The organism is Chlorobium sp., from assembly GCF_021740465.1.
Lineage (GTDB): Bacteria > Bacteroidota > Chlorobiia > Chlorobiales > Chlorobiaceae > Chlorobium.
Map to the genome: position 1 here is coordinate 23,689 of NZ_JAIOZR010000013.1, position 16,765 is coordinate 40,453.

A 16,765-nucleotide genomic window follows, 5' to 3' on the forward strand; every position below is an offset into this window, starting at 1 on the left:
TTTTGTTTTTAGCGGGATTATTGTGACGGGAATGCTGGTAAAATTAATCAACGATTGTTAAGTTATCAGTTAATCCAATTGACTTTCCCACAGCCAGGCACGCCGGAACAGGCAGATTTATGCCGATGATCCGGTTCACTTAATCCGGAGGCAGTAATGCACAACAACCAGACCTTCGCCGATATTTTCAGGGCCAGCGGCATAAGCCGGCGTGATTTTCTCAAATTCTGCTCGCTTACTTCGGTCTATCTCGGCCTTTCCCCTTCGATGGTACCCAAAATAGTTCAAGCCATGGAAACAAAGCCGAGAACTCCGGTGATCTGGCTGCACGGGCTCGAATGTACCTGTTGTTCGGAATCCTTCATCCGCTCTTCCCATCCCACCATCGAGGATATCATCTTCAACATGATCTCTCTCGACTATGACGATGTGCTCAGCGCAGCTGCCGGTCATCAGCTCGAGGATGTGCGCAGGAAAATCATGCAGGACTACAAGGGCAAATATATTCTTGCCGTGGAAGGCAACGCCTCCACCAAGGACGACGGGGTCTACTGCATGGTGGGCGGCGACTCCTTCCTGAACACGCTGAAGGAGACGGCGGCAGATGCCGCGGCCATCATCGCCTGGGGGGCATGCGCCTCATACGGATGTGTTCAGAACGCCGATCCCAACCCTACCGGAGCCGCGCCGGTTTCGGAGATCATCAAGGACAAGCCCATCGTCAACGTTCCGGGATGTCCGCCCATCTCCGAAGTGATGACCGGAGTGGTCGCGCACTTCCACACCTTCGGTACCCTGCCGGAGCTCGATCGCATGGGCAGGCCCAAAGCGTTCTACAATACCAGAATTCACGACAAGTGCTACCGCCGGGCATTTTACGATGCCGGCATGTTTGTCAGAAGCTTCGACGACGAGGCGACAAGAAAAGGGTGGTGTCTCTACAAGATGGGGTGCAAGGGCCCGACAACCTACAACTCCTGTTCGAAAATCCAGTGGAACGGCGGGGTCAGCTTTCCGATCGGTTCGGGACACCCCTGCATCGGCTGCTCGGAGCCGAACTTCTGGGACAAGGGCCCGTTCTACGAGCGTCTTGCGGAAGTTTCGTTCCTCGGTACGGACAGTAACGCCGACAGGATCGGAGTGATCGCTGTCGGTGCGGCTGCCGCTGGCGCTGCGGCACATGCCGCCGTAACGGCGGTAAAAAAGGCCAAGGCAGGAAAGGATTCAGAGGATAAAGCTTAACAAGGAGTAGAGCATGGCTAAAAAAATTGTAGTCGACCCCATTCCCCGTATAGAGGGACACCTGAGAATAGAGGCGAAAGTAAACGACAGCAATGTCATCGAGGAGGCTTACAGCAGCGGTACCATGTGGCGCGGTATCGAGGTCATTCTCAGAGGACGCGATCCGAGGGACGCCTGGGCATTTGCCGAGCGTATCTGCGGCGTCTGTACGACCGTGCATGCGCTTGCCTCGGTCAGGTGTGTCGAGGATGCCCTGGGCATCGAAGTGCCCACCAATGCGCGTATCATACGCAATCTCATGAATGCCACCCAGCAGACGCAGGACCATCTGGTGCATTTCTACCACCTGCATGCGCTCGACTGGGTCGATGTGGTGAGTGCGCTCAGAGCCGATCCGAAAATGACCTCCGATATCGCCCAGAGCATCTCCTCATGGCCCAAATCGTCGGTGGGCTATTTCAGGGATCTGCAGCAGCGGCTCATCGGATTCGTCGAGAGCGGGCAGCTCGGCATTTTCTCGAACGGCTACTGGGGCCATCCGGCCTACAAGCTGCCACCCGAAGTGAACCTCATCGGCGTGGCCCACTATCTCGAAGCGCTCGATTTTCAGAAGGAGATCGTCAAGATCCATACCATTTTCGGCGGCAAGAATCCGCATCCCAACTATCTGGTGGGCGGCATGGCCTGCGCGATCGATCCTGACAGCGACACGGCCATCAATATCGAGCGGCTTGCGATGGTCAAAAAAATCATCGACCAGACCCAGCAGTTCATCGATCAGGTCTATATTCCCGATCTCATCGCCATTGCGGGATTCTACAAGGATTGGCTCTATGGCGGCGGGCTGGGCAACTACCTCAGCTACGGCGATTTTCCGGAAACATCGCTCGATGACTTCAAGACCCTGCTCTGGCCGAGAGGCGCGATTCTCGGCAAGGATCTCACGACCGTGCACGATGTCGATCCGCGGGATGCCGCCCATGTTACCGAAGAGGTCAGCCACAGTTGGTACACCTATTCGAAAGGCGACGACAAGGGGCTGCACCCCTGGGAAGGCGAGACCAAACCGGCATACAGTGGCCCCAAGCCTCCGTTCGAGCATCTCGACACCGACAAGAAATACAGCTGGCTGAAAACGCCCCGCTGGAAAAACCACCCGATGGAGGTCGGTCCTCTGGCTCGTGTGCTTGTCGCCTACGCCAAGGGCGATCCCATGATCAAGGATACCGTCGGTATGGTTCTCTCGAAACTGGAGGTCGGTCCCGAAGCGCTCTTCTCGACGCTCGGCAGAACTGCCGCCCGCGGTATCGAATGCAAGCAGACCGCCGGCTTCATGCGCCATTTCTACGAGCAGCTCGTCGACAACATCAAAAAAGGGGACTACCGCACCTTCAACAGCGACCGCTGGGACCCGTCCACCTGGCCTGCAGAGTGCAAGGGTTTCGGCTACAGCGAAGCTCCGCGGGGTTCACTCGGCCACTGGATCCACATCAAGGAGCAGAAGATCAAGGAGTATCAGATTGTGGTGCCTTCGACATGGAATGCATCTCCGCGGGACGCCAAAGGCAATTCCGGAGCTTACGAATCGGCACTGAAAGGCACGCCGATGGCCAATCCGGAGCAGCCGCTCGAAATTATCCGGACAGTGCACTCCTTCGATCCCTGCCTTGCCTGCGCATCGCATGTGTTCGATATGAACGGACGGGAAGTTACCAGCGTCAGAATCGTTTAACCGGAGGCTACCATGGGCAGAATCATCGAGGAAATCTATGTCTGGCGGCTCCCGGTTCGCGTCTACCACTGGGTCAACGCCATCTGTACCGTTATGCTGCTGCTGACCGGCATGTATATTGCAGCACCGGTCATCAACCCGCCTCTGGGCGAAGCGGTCTGGTACAACGGGATGTCGTGGTGGCGCTACCTGCATTTCGCTACGGCCTTCGTTTTTATAGCGAACTTTCTTTTCAGGATGTACTGGGCGCTTTTCGGGGACGACAGGTATGCGCGCTTCGGTGGTTTCCAGCCATGGTCACCCTCCTGGTGGGGCAAACCCTTTCGGGAGCAGGTCGAGTCGTACCTCTTTCTGCGGCGTGACGAGCCGAACTATGTGGGTCATAACCCGGTTGCCGCACTGGCGCATTTCATCTTCATTTTCTGCGGCTCGACCTTCATGATTCTCAGCGGGCTTGCCATGTACGGCGAGAACAATCCGGGCGGTTTCTCCGAAAGCATGTTCGGCTGGATGATTCCCCTGTTCGGCGGGAGCTATGCGCTGCATTTCGCGCATCATCTGCTCGCATGGATTTTTCCCATCTACCTGATCATGCACCTCTATGCCGTGTTCCGTCACGACGTGGTTGACCGCACCAGCGTCACCTCGTCCATCATAACCGGCTACAAGCACAAGGTGGAGGAAGAACCGAATTGAAATACAACCGGATAAACGTTCTCGGGCTCGGCAATATCCTTTTCGGCGACGAGGGGTTCGGGGTGGAGGCCATACGGGCCTTTGAAAAGGATGGGGATTACCCGGAGACGGTTCAGTTTGTCGATGGCGGTACGCAGGGCCTCTATCTGCTCGACTATATCGAATCGAGCGATGCCGTGATGGTGTTCGATGCGCTCATTCCTCTCGATTTCGAAAGCCGGGTCTATGTCTATCACAGGGAGGAGCTGCCGGCATTCATTCACCGCAAGATGTCCTCGCACCAGATGGGCCTCAGCGAGCTTCTCGGCATTGCGCAGTTGCACGGACGGATGCCGGAACGGTTTGTGCTTATCGGCATACCGCCACGGAGCCTCGATCTCGGAAGCGGTCTCAGCGGAGAAGCCCGTGAGTTGCTCGACGAAGCGGTCGCACAGGGCAGGGCGATACTGCAGGGCTGGCTTCGGGAATAATCGGCCAAAACAGGCTCAAGGCCGTTGGTCAGTAACGTGAAGCGGCCCGGGTGAACATGCATCCGGGCCGCTTTTTGCGTTTCGAGGCGGATAATTCAGGGACGAATAAGGCGCAGAAACTCGCTTCGTGTGGAGGGAGAGGCAAGAAACTCGCCCGACATGGCCGAGGTGGTGGTGACGGAGTTCAGTTTTTCGACGCCCCGCATCACCATGCACATATGTCGGGCCTCGATAACGACCGCCACCCCTTTCGGCTTCAGGACGTGCTGTATGGCGTCGCGGATCTGCTGGGTCAGCCGCTCCTGTACCTGGAGACGGCGGGCGTAAATCTCCACAACCCGCGCGATTTTCGAGAGCCCCACTATTTTTCCGTCAGGGATGTACGCCACATGGGCCTTGCCGAAAAAGGGGAGCAGGTGATGTTCGCACATCGAGAAGATATCGATGTCGCGCACCAGCACCATCTCATCGTAGGCTTCGGTGAACACCGCTTTTTTCAGCACCTCTTCGGGATCCTGGCGATACCCCCGTGTCAGAAAGCGCATGGAGCGGGCCACCCGTTCCGGGGTTTTCACCAGTCCCTCGCGCTCCGGGTCTTCACCCACTCCGTCGAGCATGGTGTAAACCGAATCGGCAATCCTCAGGAGCGCTCCGGTATCGGTATCCTGCACTTCATACAGGCAGTCGTCGTCGATGCACTGGCTTGCCCTGCCCGAAGGGTGAGCCGGTTTATTCTCCAAGGTATCGGACAGCGTTTTTTCCTGTTTCATATATTTTGACTTCGTAAAGGGAGATTTCCCGGTTGTTGAATTGTTTGAGTCGATTTTCAAGAATATCCCAGACGAGCACGGCAAGCACCTCGGTTGTCGGTACGCACCCCTCGAGTTCCGGTACGTCGTAATTGAGATGTCGATGGTCGAAACGTGCAATGATCTCCTCTTCGAGTATGCTTTTCAGCACCTTCAGATCGAACAGGAAGCCCGTTTTAGGGTCAACGATCCCGCAGAGGGTTATTTCCAGTTCGTAATTATGCCCGTGACCATGCTCGTTGCTGCACTTGCCGTACAGAGTGCGGTTTTCCTCCTCGCCGAGTTCCGGATTGAACAGGCGATGAGCGGCGTTGAACCCGATTTTTCTCGATACATAGAGTTTTCTCGGCTTCTTCAGTAGATGGTTCATAGGCAGACGGTTTCTGTTGCGGGAAACATGAGCTGGAACACGATAACCTGTGGGGGTACGGTAAAGGCGACCGCCATGAAAGATGCACAAGGTATTGTTTTCGAACAACCAACCGAGGGTGCAATTTATAAGTTTCATCTCTGAATGACGCTGCAGGGAAGAGCCGGGGAGTGCGAAACTGAAAAGCCCGATTGCAGGTTTATCTGTTGAGAACATGCAATCTGAAGACAATCCGCCATGAACACATCCGTCACCTTTCGCAACACCATGCCCCTTGCCGGTATCAGCAGGGCCGGCCACCTCACCCTGTTCGACACGTCGGCGGAATTTCACGGAACCGGATCGGCCCCCTCTCCGATGGAGATGGTGCTTGAATCGCTCGCGGCCTGTTCCATGATGGACGTCATCAGCATTCTCAAAAAAAAACGCAGGGAGGTCATCTTTCTTGCCGCGGAGGTCGATGCCGACCGGGCAGACGAGCACCCGAAAGTGTTTACGGCCATCAGGGTGCTCTACAGGCTTGAAAGCCCCGACTGCACACCGGAGGATTTCGAGAGGGCGGTTTCGCTTTCGATGGAGAAGTACTGCAGCGTAACGGCCATGCTGCGCCGGTCGGGGTGCCGTATCGAGTGGAAGACGGCGCAAATTCATTGATGCGCCTCACAATATGTCCTGATGATCAGTGACCGGCTTGAAAAAATCAGGGATCGCGGTTGTTTACATCATAAATGAAACACAATACCTATGTCCAAATCGCTCAACGATCTCATACAGTCCAGCGCGGTGCCGGTTTTCGTGGATTTCTGGGCCGACTGGTGCGGGCCGTGCAAGATGGTGGCCCCGTCGGTAAAAAAGCTTGCCCTGGAGTTCAGCGGCAGAATGGTGGTGGTGAAGGTGAACGTCGACCGGCAGCCGGCTGCGGCGGCACAGTTCCAGGTGCAGGGCATTCCCGCGCTCATGCTGTTCGACAAGGGGAAGCTGGTGTGGCGAACTGCCGGAGCGCTGTCGTATCAGCAGATCAGGGCAGAGGTGGTGAAGGTGTTGGGCGGGTAGGATTTTCTTGTCCGGCAGGTCGAACAGCTTCCGTGTGCGCTGTTCGACCTGTTCGATATTCTTACGAACTCCGTCGGTTCATTACCGTGAGGAAGTAAACGAGCTGCATGATCGCCTGCGCGGCGGCGGCGACGTAGGTGAGCGCGGCAGCGTTGAGCACTGCGTTTACCCCCTGCATTTCGGCAGGGGAGACGATGCCCTGCGAAACGAGCAGTTCCTTGGCCCTGCGGCTTGCGTCGAACTCCACGGGAAGCGTTACGAGCGCAAAAAGCGCCGTGGCTGCAAAAAGGATAATGCCTGCCCAGGCAAGCGAGGTGCCGAGCGTGCCGGCCATGAACATGCCGACCATGAAGATGATCGGGCCGAGGTTGCTGCCGATCGAGACGGCGGGAACCATGAGCGAACGGATCTGCAGCGGCATGTAGCCGGTTTTGTCCTGAAGCGCATGGCCGGTTTCGTGAGCCGCCACGCCGACCGATGCGATGCTCGGCAGGCTGTAGACCGCCTCGCTCAGGCGCAATGCCTTGTGGCGCGGATCGTAGTGGTCGGAAAGCATGCCGTGGGTGGCCTCGACCGTTACGTTTCCCAGACCGCCTCGTTCAAGCAGTTTGCGTGCGGCCTGCGCTCCGTTGATTCCTGAGTTGGTGCGCACCTGCGAATATTTTTTGAACGCCGATTTAACCCTGAACTGGGCCCACAGGCCAAGCAGCATGGGCGGGAGGGCAAAGACGAAGTATAAAGGATCGAAGTACATGGTTAATTGTATGGTTGTTTATTCAGAAATAGGTGTTCATCGTTACCTGTGAGAAAAAACAACGAAACATATGCATTAGTTTCGTCGGGCGCAACCGTTGCAGGTGTGCCCTTCCTCTTTGATGTTATCCGGCGCGAAATCCTGCGTTTCCGGGGGATACCGGTTTTCCGGGAACGATGAGCGAGGTTTATTTCATTATATTGAGAGCAGATGCACGTTTCACCCAACAGTCCTTTCATGACAGGCTTCGCCTATTGCCGCAACGGTGCGGCATTCATGCTCATATCGCTTTTCCTGCTCTTTCCGTTCAGGCAGGCTTGTGCGGCCGGGAAGGTCACGGTATCGCGTATCGTGCTTTCGGGATCGGTAAATCCTGCAAGCGCGCAGTATTTTTCACGGGCGCTTGCAGAGGCTCATGCTGACGGATCGGCGGCGTTGCTGGTAGAGCTCGATACCCCCGGAGGTCTGGTAAGCTCCCTGCGCCTTATGGTGCAAGATGTCATGGCCTCCAGAATTCCCGTTATCGTCCATGTCTCTCCTTCCGGTGCTCAGGCGGCTTCCGCCGGGGCACTCCTGATGCTTTCGGCACATGTTGCGGCCATGTCGCCCGGCACGGAGATCGGGGCGGCCCATCCGGTAGGAATGGGTGGCGGCGACACGCAGAGCGATGTTATGAGCAGTAAAGCCGCAAGTGATCTTGCCGCTTTTGCCAGAAGTCTCGCCGAGGTTCGAGGCAGGAATCCGGAATGGGCGGAGCAGGCGGTTCTCCGGAGCAGGGCCTCAAGCGCACAGGAAGCGCTTCGGATCGGCGTGATCGATCTGATCGACTCGAAGCCGGCGGGCGTGCTCAGGAGGGTTGACGGGCTGAAGGTCACGACCGCAGCCGGCGAGGTGAGGCTTGCAACGGCAGACGCGGTACTGAAGCCGATAGAGGCGACCTTTCAGGAACAGGCACTCATGAGGATTGCCGATCCGAACATTGCCTATATTCTTTTTCTTGCCGGTCTTGCCGGGCTTTACTTCGAGCTTGCCAATCCCGGAGCGATTTTCCCTGGCGTTGCCGGAGGGGTTTCGCTGCTTCTCGGTCTTTACGCCATGCAGATGCTTCCGGTCAGCATCACCGGAGTGCTTCTCCTTCTGCTTGGGGTGCTTTTTCTCGGTCTCGAGCTGTTCGTAACCAGTGGAGGCGTTCTTGCCATAGCGGGCCTCATCGCTCTCTTTGCCGGTTCGCTCATGCTTTTCGGCACTCCGGGCTCGGGAATGGAACTTTCATTGTTTGTTTTTCTCCCTGTATTTCTTGTTTTTGCAGTTGCGGCCGGAGCTATCGTCAGGGTTGTCCTGCGTTCCTCCTCTTCCCGACAGCTGAGTGGACAGGAGGGCCTTCTGGGAGAGTCAGGCAGTGTCGTCAGGCAGATCGGCCCCTCTTCTGCAGGCAAGGTTTTCGTGCATGGAGAGCTGTGGGACGCCGTTGCAGGCGAAAAACTTCCGGAAGGAACACCGGTTAGGGTGACGGGTATTAAAGGACTTCAGTTACAGGTAACAAAAACAGAGGAGTAGCGATATGCTGACCATGAATATTCTTACAATCATTATTCTTCTTGCGGTTTTTCTCGGCTCGTCGGTAAAGATTATTCGCGAGTACGAGCGGGCTGTCGTGTTTCGACTCGGAAGGCTTCTCGGCCCGAAGGGGCCCGGCATCATTATCCTTATACCGGGACTCGACAAGATGGTGCGCGTCGATCTGCGTACCGTGACGCTCGATGTGCCTCCCCAGGACATCATCACAAGGGATAACGTCTCCGTGAAGGTCAGTGCGGTGGTCTATTTCAGGGTTCTCGATCCCGTCAAATCGATCATCGATGTCGAGGATTTTCATTTTGCGACATCCCAGCTTGCACAGACGACCCTGCGAAGCGTCTGCGGCCAGGGTGAAATGGATAATCTTCTTTCGGAGCGGGACGAGATCAATGAGCGGATCCAGACCATTCTCGACAAGGATACCTCTCCGTGGGGCGTCAAGGTGGGCAAGGTCGAAGTGAAGGAGATCGATCTCCCCGAAGAGATGCGCAGGGCGATGGCCAAGCAGGCCGAGGCCGAGCGGGAGCGCCGTTCGAAGATTATCAATGCCGAAGGGGAGTTCCAGGCTTCGCAGCGCCTTGCCGAAGCGGCGGCTATCATTTCCGCCACTCCAGGCGCGCTGCAGCTGCGTTATCTGCAGACCCTGCAGGATATCGCCGGAGAAAACAATTCCACCATTCTTTTCCCGGTACCGATAGACCTTCTCCGGCCGTTCGTGGAAAAGGGGGCTTCGTCTTCGTCAAAGGAATCCTAAACCCATACAGCAATGTTCAAGATTCGAACCATTCTCTGCCCGATCGACTTTTCAGATGCATCCCGCAAGGCCGTGCGTTATGCGCATGAATTCGCCGTCAGCATGGGCGCCTCGATGTTTCTGCTCAATGTCGTCGAGCCCAGGCCCATGGCCGTCGATCTCTCCCTGAACTATATCCCGCTTGAGGAGGATCTCGAAAAAGCTGCGGAGGAGGACCTCGATGCCCTGAAAAACGAACTGCTCGGCGAGGGGCTGAACGTCGAAAGCTCGGTTGAGATCGGCAATCCCGCCGACGTGATTCTTGAAAAAGCCGCCGAACTCGACGTGAACCTCGTTATCATGGGTTCGCACGGCAAAAAGGGGCTCAGCCGCCTCATCATGGGCAGTGTGGCCGAAACCGTGGTGCGCAAGGCCGACTGCCCGGTGCTGATTGTCAAGAGTGCAGAAAAGGAGTTCATCGAGGAGCAGTAACAAATCTCTTGCGCGCTTCAGATCGCCTGGCCCGGTTGGCGGTATGCCGCTCCCTGGTGGGCCCGGGCGTCAGGGTTTGGGGTGAAACGCATCGAGCAGGGTTTTGGCGCCGCTGAAGGGGCTGAGGTTTCCTGAACGCACCAGCTCCTCTATTCCGGGCTGCAGCGCCTGAACGGAGGGATCGCTGAAAAAACGGGCTTTGAGCATGCCGTCGAGTACCGTGCGGAGCAGTTGCCCGAGCTGTTCCTGCCGGCGGGCCTGCAGGACGTTGTTATTGCGCATGAGCGCAACGGTATCGCGAATTTCCCGCCATACGTCGCTTATGCCGGTGCCGGAGAGCGCCGAAGTGAGAAAGGTCCTGCGCTCGTGGAAGGGGTGCCTTGGCGGCAGCATGCCGAGCGCGGCCGCAAAATCGGCTCTCGATACATTGGCCAGATCGGCCTGCCGTCCGTCGGCTTTCGTGATGGCTATGGCATCGGCTATCTCCATGATGCCGCGCTTGATCCCCTGCAGTTCGTCTCCCGATCCGGGAAGCATGAGCAGCAGAATGAAGTCCACCATACTGTCGATCATTATTTCCGACTGGCCAACCCCGACGGTCTCCACGATAATGACGTCGAAACCCGCGGCTTCGCACAGTACGATAGCCTCATGGGTTTTCGGCGACGTTCCCCCAAGATGGCCGGAAGAGGCGGTTGGCCGGATGAACGCCTCGCTTTTTCCGGCGAGTTTTTCCATGCGGGCCTTGTCGCCGAGTATGCTTCCTCTGGAGCGGCTGCTGCTCGGATCGATGGCCAGCACGGCAAGCCGATGGCCTTCGCTGATGACCATTTCGCCCAACGCTTCGATAAAGGTGCTTTTTCCGGCGCCCGGGGATCCGGTTATGCCGATCCGGACGGTCTCTTTTCTTTCGGCCAGGCAGCGGTCGAGGATCTCGTGCGCTCTCTTTTCATGTTCCGGTTTTGTCGATTCGACGAGGGTTATGGCACGGCTCAGCATGTGCCGCTCTCCAGCGAGAATACCCCTGACCATCTCGTCAACTCCGGGTTCGCGGGGTTTAACGTATTTTTGCATGGCTCTCGGGGTGCTACTCATGTTCAAATTTTGCGAGCAGCAGGCCGAGAATGCGTATTGCCGCCTCGGTGATCACCGTTCCGGGTCCGAAAATGCCGGCCACCCCCTGTTCGTAGAGGAACGCATGGTCGCGTTCGGGAATGATGCCTCCGGCAATGACGAGAATGTCGTCGCGATGCGCCTCCCTGAGTGCCGCGATGATTTTCGGAATCAGGGTTTTATGTCCGGCGGCAAGGCTCGATATGCCGATCAGGTGCACGTCGTTGTCGAGCGCCTGCCCGACAACCTCTTCAGGGGTCTGGAAAAGCGGGCTGATATCCACATCGAAGCCGATATCGGCAAATCCCGCAGCTATCACCTTTGCACCGCGGTCGTGGCCATCCTGACCGACCTTGGCCACCATGATTCTCGGCCTGCGCCCTTCGAGCGAAGCGAAGCGGTCGGCAAGCTCCTGCGCCTCCTGAAATAGCCTGTTGTGCTGCATCTGTGAGCGGTAGACGTTGGTGTTGAGCCTGATCGATGAACGGTATCGTCCGAACACCTTCTCGCAGGCGGATGAGATTTCACCGAGGGTCGCCCTTTTGCGCGCGGCATCGACGGCCAGTTCGAGCAGATTGCCCGTTTCTCCTGCTGCACACTTTTCGATTGCCGCCAGAGCCGCCGCGGCTTCATCGCCGTTGCGCCGGGCCCGGATTTCCGAAAGGCGCTGCATCTGCTGGTGCAGCACCAGGGTGTTGTCAACCTCGAGGAGTTCGATATCGGTACGGCTGCTGGTGGTATAGCCGTTCACTCCGATAATGATATCCTCGCCGCTGTCGATGCGGGCCTGTTTGCGGGTGGCCGCCTCTTCGATGCGGAGTTTCGGGATGCCCTGCTCGATAGCCTTGACCATTCCACCGGCCTCCTCTATTTCCGTGATGATCTTCCAGGCTTTCGCGGCAAGTTCTCCGGTGAGGGATTCGACGTAGTGCGAGCCGGCCCAGGGGTCGATGCTCCGGGTGATATCGGTCTCTTCCTGCAGGTACAGCTGCGTGTTGCGGGCTATGCGCGCGGAGAATTGCGAGGGGAGAGCTATAGCCTCGTCGAGTGCGTTGGTATGCAGCGACTGGGTATGGCCGAGTGCCGCCGCAAGCGCCTCGACGCAGGTGCGCGTGATGTTGTTGAACGGGTCCTGTTCGGTGAGGCTCCAGCCGGAGGTCTGGCAGTGCGAGCGCAGCATCAGGGATTTCGGACTTTTAGGGTTGAAGCCGCCGACGATTTTCGCCCAGAGCATCCTTGCCGCGCGCAGTTTGGCGATTTCCATGAAATAGTTCATGCCGACCGCCCAGAAGAAGGAGAGCCGTGGGGCGAAGGCGTCGATGTCGAGCCCCGCCTTGAGGCCGGTGCGGATGTATTCGAGCCCGTCGGCCAGCGTGTAGGCAAGTTCGAGATCGGCGGTGGCTCCCGCCTCCTGCATGTGGTAGCCGGAAATGCTTATCGAGTTGAATTTCGGCATGTTGGCGCTGGTGTAGCGGAAAATGTCGCCGATAATGCGCATCGAGGGTTCGGGCGGGTAGATATAGGTGTTGCGTACCATGAACTCCTTGAGAATGTCGTTCTGGATGGTGCCGCCCAGTTTTTCGGCCGGAACGCCCTGTTCCTCGGCAGCCACGATATAGAACGCCATGACCGGAAGTACCGCGCCGTTCATGGTCATGGAAACCGAGATATCGTCGAGCGGAATGCAATCGAAAAGGATTTTCATATCCTCTACCGAATCGACGGCAACGCCTGCCTTGCCGACGTCCCCGACTACCCGTTCATGGTCGGAATCGTAGCCGCGGTGAGTGGGAAGGTCGAAGGCCACCGAGAGTCCTTTCTGGCCGGCGGCAAGGTTTTTCCGGTAAAATGCGTTCGACTCCTCGGCGGTCGAAAAACCCGCATACTGGCGGATGGTCCACGGTCTCGAGGTGTACATCGTGGTATATGGACCGCCCGTGTAGGGCGGAAATCCTGGCGCGAAGTGCCGGTGGAGGTATGCTTCGGTGTCGATTGCCCTGTAGCGCGGGCGGATGCCGATACCTTCGGCGGTTGTCCACTTTTCCGGCACGGGTTGCCCTGCAGAGGGTGTTGGCGCTGCAGAGGGAGAGAAAATATCGATGACTGAAAAGTCCGGTCTCATTGTATTCCGGTTTTGGTGTGGTACGATTGCAGCATGGCGAGGACGTCGACGCCGGTATGGATGAAGCTGTCGAGTCCCGCTTGCAGGAGTTTTTCCGGGTTCTCGGGCGGTTTGCCGGCAAAAACCGTTATGAGCGAGGGGTGCCGTTCCGCAAGGGCCTGGCAGAGGGCCTCTGCCGACGGTACCGGATCTTTTTCGGCAATGCAGAGCACCACGATTGCAGGACTCTCACGGAGCGCCGTCTCGCAGGCATCCTCTCCGCCTTCAAGCATGGCGGTGCCCGCTATGTCGAAGCCTCCGCACCGGAAAAAGTCTTCGGCAAACGCCGCCTGACGGAAACTGATGGCCGGGTCTCCCGAAAGCCCGATAAAGACGGAGGGTACCCGGCCCGTGAGGCTGCGGTGTCTTTCGGCTTTCAGGCGCAGGCGTTCGAACGCCGCCGTGTGGCTGCCGGGAGGCTCCGCTTCCAGGGCCTGCAGCAGTTCGTCGATGTTCCGTTCCTGAACCGGAGTGAGAGGCCAGGGATACCGGTTCACCCCGATCAGGGTTTTCTTGCGGTTGTCCAGGTTTTTTTTGCGCGCCGCGCCGCTCACGGCTATGGCCCGCTCTGCCTCGCCGCTTTTAATGGCGGCCGCAAGGCCGCCCGCGGCTTCTATTTCAAGGAAAAAGCTCCATGCTGCCCTTGCCAGTTCGGCGCCGAGGGTTTCGATGTAGTGCGATCCTGCGGCCGGGTCGGCAACCCGGTTCAGGAAGGACTCCTCCCTGAGGATGAGGTGAATGTTGCCCGAAATACGTTCGGCCGTGTTTTCCGGAACGGAAAGGCCGTTGTCGAACGGATCTATCTGCAGGGTACGGTAGCCTCCGAGAACCGCCGAAACCGCTTCGGTCGTCTGGCGCAGGATATTGGTGAACGGGTCGAGCGTCGAGCGGTTCAGGGTGGATGTTCTTGCGAAGAGCCGGGGCATGGTGTTTTCCCGTGCTCCCCAGGCTTTCAGAAGGGCGGGCAAGAGAGCTCTGAGCGCTCTCGGCTTGGCGAGTTCGGTGAAGTGGCTCGATCCCGCGGCCATAATGATTTCCATGCCGGCAACCACACGGTCAGCCTCGATGCCGGCCTCCGTAAAGCGGTGGATGGTATCGCTTGCAGCGGCAAGCGCAAGGGCGATCTCCTGGGAGGCTGTGGCGCCCCGGGTGTGCCACGGCAGGGTATCGACCGCAAGAAAGCGAAACTCGGGCATGGAGCGGGCGGCCTTGCAGAAAGCCTGCTCTTGACCTTCCGGCACCTGGGCGGGCGCGGCAAGGATGCCTCCGGTATTGCCGCTGAATTCAGGCATTGCGGCAAGGGTTTCCATGAGCAGCAGGGGGTCGTCGATAAGGCCGGAAAAGTAGATCGCGACGGCAGGAACAGTGATTCCCCGCAGGAGCAGGGCGATGTTTTTTCCGGTACAGAGGCCCGGATCGGTGAAGGAGAACTCCAGTGCGGTCACGTCCTGCGAAAAGCTCTCAAGGGCAGTACGGTTTGCCTGATGGATGTCCGAAACGGCGATTCGCCGGCAGTTCCGCCAGATGTTTGCGGGTTCCGGCTCGGGTATGCCCGGCAGCGTCACCGAATTGCCTGGCGCGTACCAGGGCTCGAGGGTGAATCCGTCAGGGGTGGTCCACCTGATTCGTTCGAAGGGAGTCTGGCGGAGATCCACAGAGGCCTGTGCTTTCCATTCGCTCCAGCCGACAGGCGGAAACTCCTGAAATAGCGGTTTGTCAGAGTATGGTATCATTGAAATTTTGGTGCTATGAAAACGTTTCCGGGGGAACCGGGCTGTTCTTCTCCTTTGGCTGCCTGAGCAGGACGGCAATGTCATGCTTCATGTTTCCGGGGAGGGAGGTATGCCGGGCAAATCCCTTTTGCAGAAGCCATGAGGTGGTCTGGAACTCTTTTGATGTAGGCTTTCCGGTGTACTGTTCGATGACCCGCTTGCCTGAAAACCCGATATTGCCGGCGTTATGCTCGAAAATCCTCAACCCTCTCGAAGCGAAGCCGATAGCCACGCCGCCCAGCGTCGGGTCGGTGACGATGGTGATAACCGGCAGTCCCGCTTTTTCGACGCTCGACAAGGCCACATGGAGTTTCGGGAGACTTGCCATGGAGGAGCACCCTTCGTGCATTCTCGCCCCTCCGCCCGAGGCCTGGATGATGAGCGGCTTTTTGCCGGCAATGGCAATTTTTGCGGCCTGCCAGATTTTTTCGCCGGTCGACATGCAGAACGAGCCCCCCAGAAAATTGAAATTGGTGGCGCAGAACACAACTGCCTCTCCCTCGATGGTGCCGTCTCCGGTAATGAAGGACGATACCGCTCCGGTCTTGTGGCGCGCCTCTTCTATTTTTTGCCGGTAGCCCGGAAAGTCCAGAATGTCGAGGTCGGCGATATGACGGGTTTCAGGGTGTTCGCGGAACGAATCGTGATCGAGCACCAGGTCGATGTAGTCGTGAGCCGTCAGGCGCGTGTAGCGATGCCCGCAGGTGCTGCAGACGAAGTTGTCGGCGAGCAGCTTCGAGTAGAGCACCGGGTCGTGGATTTTTTTGCCTTCACTGTCCATGCACTGTTTATGGCGTGCAACGAAAAGACTTTTTTCAGGTTTCGGTATGAAGCAGGAGACAGGTTTTTCAAAAGCGAGAATCTCCTCTTCGCCGATCGTCTGCCAGTTGCCGATTTTTTCCCAGCGCCGCATTCTGGTTTCGAAAACCATATCGGGGGGGATGGCGCGAAGCTTTTCAATCCATCCTGCCACGGAGCCTCTGAAGGATTTCATCGCGGCTTCCCTGAAACGGTGGGCAGGGCCTTCCGGTTCGATGATCAGTTCATCGACGATACCGTTCTTCAGCCCTTCCTTTGCGGTAATCTGGGAAATCTCCGCCGCAAGGCCGGCCTTGTGCCGGGTATGGAAGAGAATCGAACTGCAGGCCTCCGGAGAGATGACCATATAGGTGGCGTACTCCATGGCGAGCACCCCGTCGCAGCCGGTCAGGGCGATGGCTCCACCGCTGCATCCCCGGTTGATGATTACCGAAAGAGTCGGCACCTTCGATTCGGCAAGCGCCTGCATGCACCGTCCGATATTCCACGCAATGCCACCGGCTTCCGATTCTTCCGTCGGGTCGGCGCCGGCGGTGTCGATAACGGTGATGATGATACGCTTCTCCTCTTCGGCAAGCCTTATGGCTTCCAGGGCTTTCCGGAAAGCCCCCGGCGTAGGCATGCCGTGGTTCCAGCGGCCGGAACTCAGGGGGTCCTTCATGAGCTTTTTCAAGAGACCGAAATCCGATGTAGGCCCGGACTGCTGTCCGATCAGCATGACCGGAACGCTCTCTTCGCCGGAGCGGATGGCCGCCCGGTGCGTCTGGATTACGCAGCTGCCGGGCTCATCGCTCGAAAGGCACTCTTCAGGCTCAATGAAAACGGCAAGGTAATCGAGGTACTTGGGGCGTTCAGGATGAAAAGAGAGCTGATATTTTTCATATTCGCTGAGGGCCTCGACAGCTTCATGCGAATAGCTGAACCCCTCTCTTTTTTCAAAAGGCAGATAAAAATGTTCCACAGATTGCAGC

16 protein-coding genes are annotated in these 16,765 nt (G+C 57.6%); 9 read left to right on the forward strand and 7 right to left on the reverse strand.

Going from position 1 to position 16,765, the window contains the following annotated elements:
* Positions 1–156 precede the first annotated feature (156 nt).
* From K9G39_RS07410 to K9G39_RS07425, 4 genes are read left to right on the forward strand one after another with little or no spacing between them, the layout of a single operon-like run.
* Positions 157–1,242 (forward strand): hydrogenase small subunit, encoded by a 1,086-nt coding sequence (locus K9G39_RS07410; protein ID WP_292004288.1) that lies wholly within the window; start codon positions 157–159, stop codon positions 1,240–1,242.
* Between the two features lie 13 nt (positions 1,243–1,255).
* Positions 1,256–2,974 (forward strand): nickel-dependent hydrogenase large subunit, encoded by a 1,719-nt coding sequence (locus tag K9G39_RS07415; protein ID WP_292004289.1) that lies wholly within the window; start codon positions 1,256–1,258, stop codon positions 2,972–2,974.
* A gap of 12 nt (positions 2,975–2,986) precedes the next feature.
* Positions 2,987–3,670, forward strand: a complete 684-nt coding sequence (gene cybH / locus K9G39_RS07420; RefSeq protein WP_292004290.1) for a Ni/Fe-hydrogenase, b-type cytochrome subunit — start codon at positions 2,987–2,989, stop codon at positions 3,668–3,670.
* The gene (locus K9G39_RS07425) at positions 3,667–4,140 is read left to right on the forward strand and encodes a HyaD/HybD family hydrogenase maturation endopeptidase (protein WP_292004291.1); all 474 of its coding nucleotides are present in this window, start codon (positions 3,667–3,669) and stop codon (positions 4,138–4,140) included. Before cybH ends, K9G39_RS07425 begins: the two co-directional genes overlap by 4 nt.
* Positions 4,141–4,235: 95 nt before the next feature.
* On the opposite strand, the gene folE is transcribed toward K9G39_RS07425, so the two are convergent.
* Both folE and K9G39_RS07435 read right to left on the reverse strand, forming a co-directional pair.
* Entirely contained in the window at positions 4,236–4,910 is a 675-nt protein-coding gene (folE, locus tag K9G39_RS07430) for a GTP cyclohydrolase I FolE (RefSeq protein WP_292004292.1), read from the reverse strand.
* A complete protein-coding gene (locus K9G39_RS07435) occupies positions 4,870–5,319 on the reverse strand; it encodes a 6-carboxytetrahydropterin synthase (RefSeq protein WP_292004293.1) in 450 nt (149 codons plus the stop codon). Before K9G39_RS07435 ends, folE begins: the two co-directional genes overlap by 41 nt.
* A gap of 237 nt (positions 5,320–5,556) precedes the next feature.
* On the opposite strand from K9G39_RS07435, the gene K9G39_RS07440 reads away from it, so the two are divergent.
* The gene (locus K9G39_RS07440; RefSeq protein WP_292004294.1) at positions 5,557–5,973 is read left to right on the forward strand and encodes an OsmC family protein; all 417 of its coding nucleotides are present in this window, start codon (positions 5,557–5,559) and stop codon (positions 5,971–5,973) included.
* A gap of 90 nt (positions 5,974–6,063) precedes the next feature.
* Positions 6,064–6,372, forward strand: coding sequence for a thioredoxin (trxA, locus tag K9G39_RS07445; RefSeq protein ID WP_292004295.1), 309 nt, complete (start codon positions 6,064–6,066; stop codon positions 6,370–6,372).
* 61 nt (positions 6,373–6,433) lie between these two features.
* Here the strand turns inward: trxA and K9G39_RS07450 are convergent, their stop codons facing one another.
* Entirely contained in the window at positions 6,434–7,126 is a 693-nt protein-coding gene (locus K9G39_RS07450) for a zinc metallopeptidase (RefSeq protein ID WP_292004296.1), read from the reverse strand.
* Positions 7,127–7,363: 237 nt separating this feature from the next.
* On the opposite strand from K9G39_RS07450, the gene K9G39_RS07455 reads away from it, so the two are divergent.
* Genes K9G39_RS07455 through K9G39_RS07465 form a run of 3 tightly spaced genes read left to right on the forward strand, consistent with a single transcriptional unit; the run spans position 7,364 to position 9,929 of the window.
* Positions 7,364–8,683, forward strand: a complete 1,320-nt coding sequence (locus K9G39_RS07455) for a nodulation protein NfeD (RefSeq protein WP_292004297.1) — start codon at positions 7,364–7,366, stop codon at positions 8,681–8,683.
* 4 nt (positions 8,684–8,687) lie between these two features.
* Entirely contained in the window at positions 8,688–9,458 is a 771-nt protein-coding gene (locus tag K9G39_RS07460) for a slipin family protein (protein WP_292004298.1), read from the forward strand.
* 12 nt (positions 9,459–9,470) lie between these two features.
* A complete protein-coding gene (locus tag K9G39_RS07465) occupies positions 9,471–9,929 on the forward strand; it encodes a universal stress protein (protein WP_292004299.1) in 459 nt (152 codons plus the stop codon).
* A gap of 69 nt (positions 9,930–9,998) precedes the next feature.
* Here the strand turns inward: K9G39_RS07465 and meaB are convergent, their stop codons facing one another.
* From meaB to K9G39_RS07485, 4 genes are read right to left on the reverse strand one after another with little or no spacing between them, the layout of a single operon-like run.
* Positions 9,999–11,003: a methylmalonyl Co-A mutase-associated GTPase MeaB gene (gene meaB / locus K9G39_RS07470; protein ID WP_292004300.1), complete on the reverse strand. Its 1,005-nt coding sequence runs from the start codon at positions 11,001–11,003 to the stop codon at positions 9,999–10,001.
* Between the two features lie 13 nt (positions 11,004–11,016).
* A complete protein-coding gene (gene scpA, locus K9G39_RS07475; protein ID WP_292004301.1) occupies positions 11,017–13,164 on the reverse strand; it encodes a methylmalonyl-CoA mutase in 2,148 nt (715 codons plus the stop codon).
* On the reverse strand, positions 13,161–14,936 hold the full coding sequence (locus K9G39_RS07480; RefSeq protein ID WP_292004302.1) for a methylmalonyl-CoA mutase family protein: 1,776 nt from the start codon (positions 14,934–14,936) through the stop codon (positions 13,161–13,163). The genes scpA and K9G39_RS07480 overlap by 4 nt, the downstream gene beginning before the upstream one ends.
* A gap of 13 nt (positions 14,937–14,949) precedes the next feature.
* Complete coding sequence (locus tag K9G39_RS07485) at positions 14,950–16,755, reverse strand: carboxyl transferase domain-containing protein (RefSeq protein WP_292004303.1); 1,806 nt, start codon at positions 16,753–16,755, stop codon at positions 14,950–14,952.
* Between the last annotated feature and the right edge of the window lie 10 nt (positions 16,756–16,765).

Bases quoted from the DNA above. Each gene is read 5' to 3' on its own strand.
- cybH (WP_292004290.1), top strand. From the start codon at position 2,987: ATGGGCAGAATCATCGAGGAAATCTATGTCTGGCGGCTCCCGGTTCGC.
- K9G39_RS07480 (WP_292004302.1), bottom strand. From the start codon at position 14,936: ATGATACCATACTCTGACAAACCGCTATTTCAGGAGTTTCCGCCTGTC.
- K9G39_RS07415 (WP_292004289.1), top strand. From the start codon at position 1,256: ATGGCTAAAAAAATTGTAGTCGACCCCATTCCCCGTATAGAGGGACAC.
- K9G39_RS07410 (WP_292004288.1), top strand. From the start codon at position 157: ATGCACAACAACCAGACCTTCGCCGATATTTTCAGGGCCAGCGGCATA.
- K9G39_RS07455 (WP_292004297.1), top strand. From the start codon at position 7,364: ATGACAGGCTTCGCCTATTGCCGCAACGGTGCGGCATTCATGCTCATA.
- scpA (WP_292004301.1), bottom strand. From the start codon at position 13,164: ATGAGACCGGACTTTTCAGTCATCGATATTTTCTCTCCCTCTGCAGCG.
- K9G39_RS07460 (WP_292004298.1), top strand. From the start codon at position 8,688: ATGCTGACCATGAATATTCTTACAATCATTATTCTTCTTGCGGTTTTT.
- K9G39_RS07450 (WP_292004296.1), bottom strand. From the start codon at position 7,126: ATGTACTTCGATCCTTTATACTTCGTCTTTGCCCTCCCGCCCATGCTG.
- folE (WP_292004292.1), bottom strand. From the start codon at position 4,910: ATGAAACAGGAAAAAACGCTGTCCGATACCTTGGAGAATAAACCGGCT.
- meaB (WP_292004300.1), bottom strand. From the start codon at position 11,003: ATGCAAAAATACGTTAAACCCCGCGAACCCGGAGTTGACGAGATGGTC.
- trxA (WP_292004295.1), top strand. From the start codon at position 6,064: ATGTCCAAATCGCTCAACGATCTCATACAGTCCAGCGCGGTGCCGGTT.
- K9G39_RS07465 (WP_292004299.1), top strand. From the start codon at position 9,471: ATGTTCAAGATTCGAACCATTCTCTGCCCGATCGACTTTTCAGATGCA.
- K9G39_RS07440 (WP_292004294.1), top strand. From the start codon at position 5,557: ATGAACACATCCGTCACCTTTCGCAACACCATGCCCCTTGCCGGTATC.
- K9G39_RS07435 (WP_292004293.1), bottom strand. From the start codon at position 5,319: ATGAACCATCTACTGAAGAAGCCGAGAAAACTCTATGTATCGAGAAAA.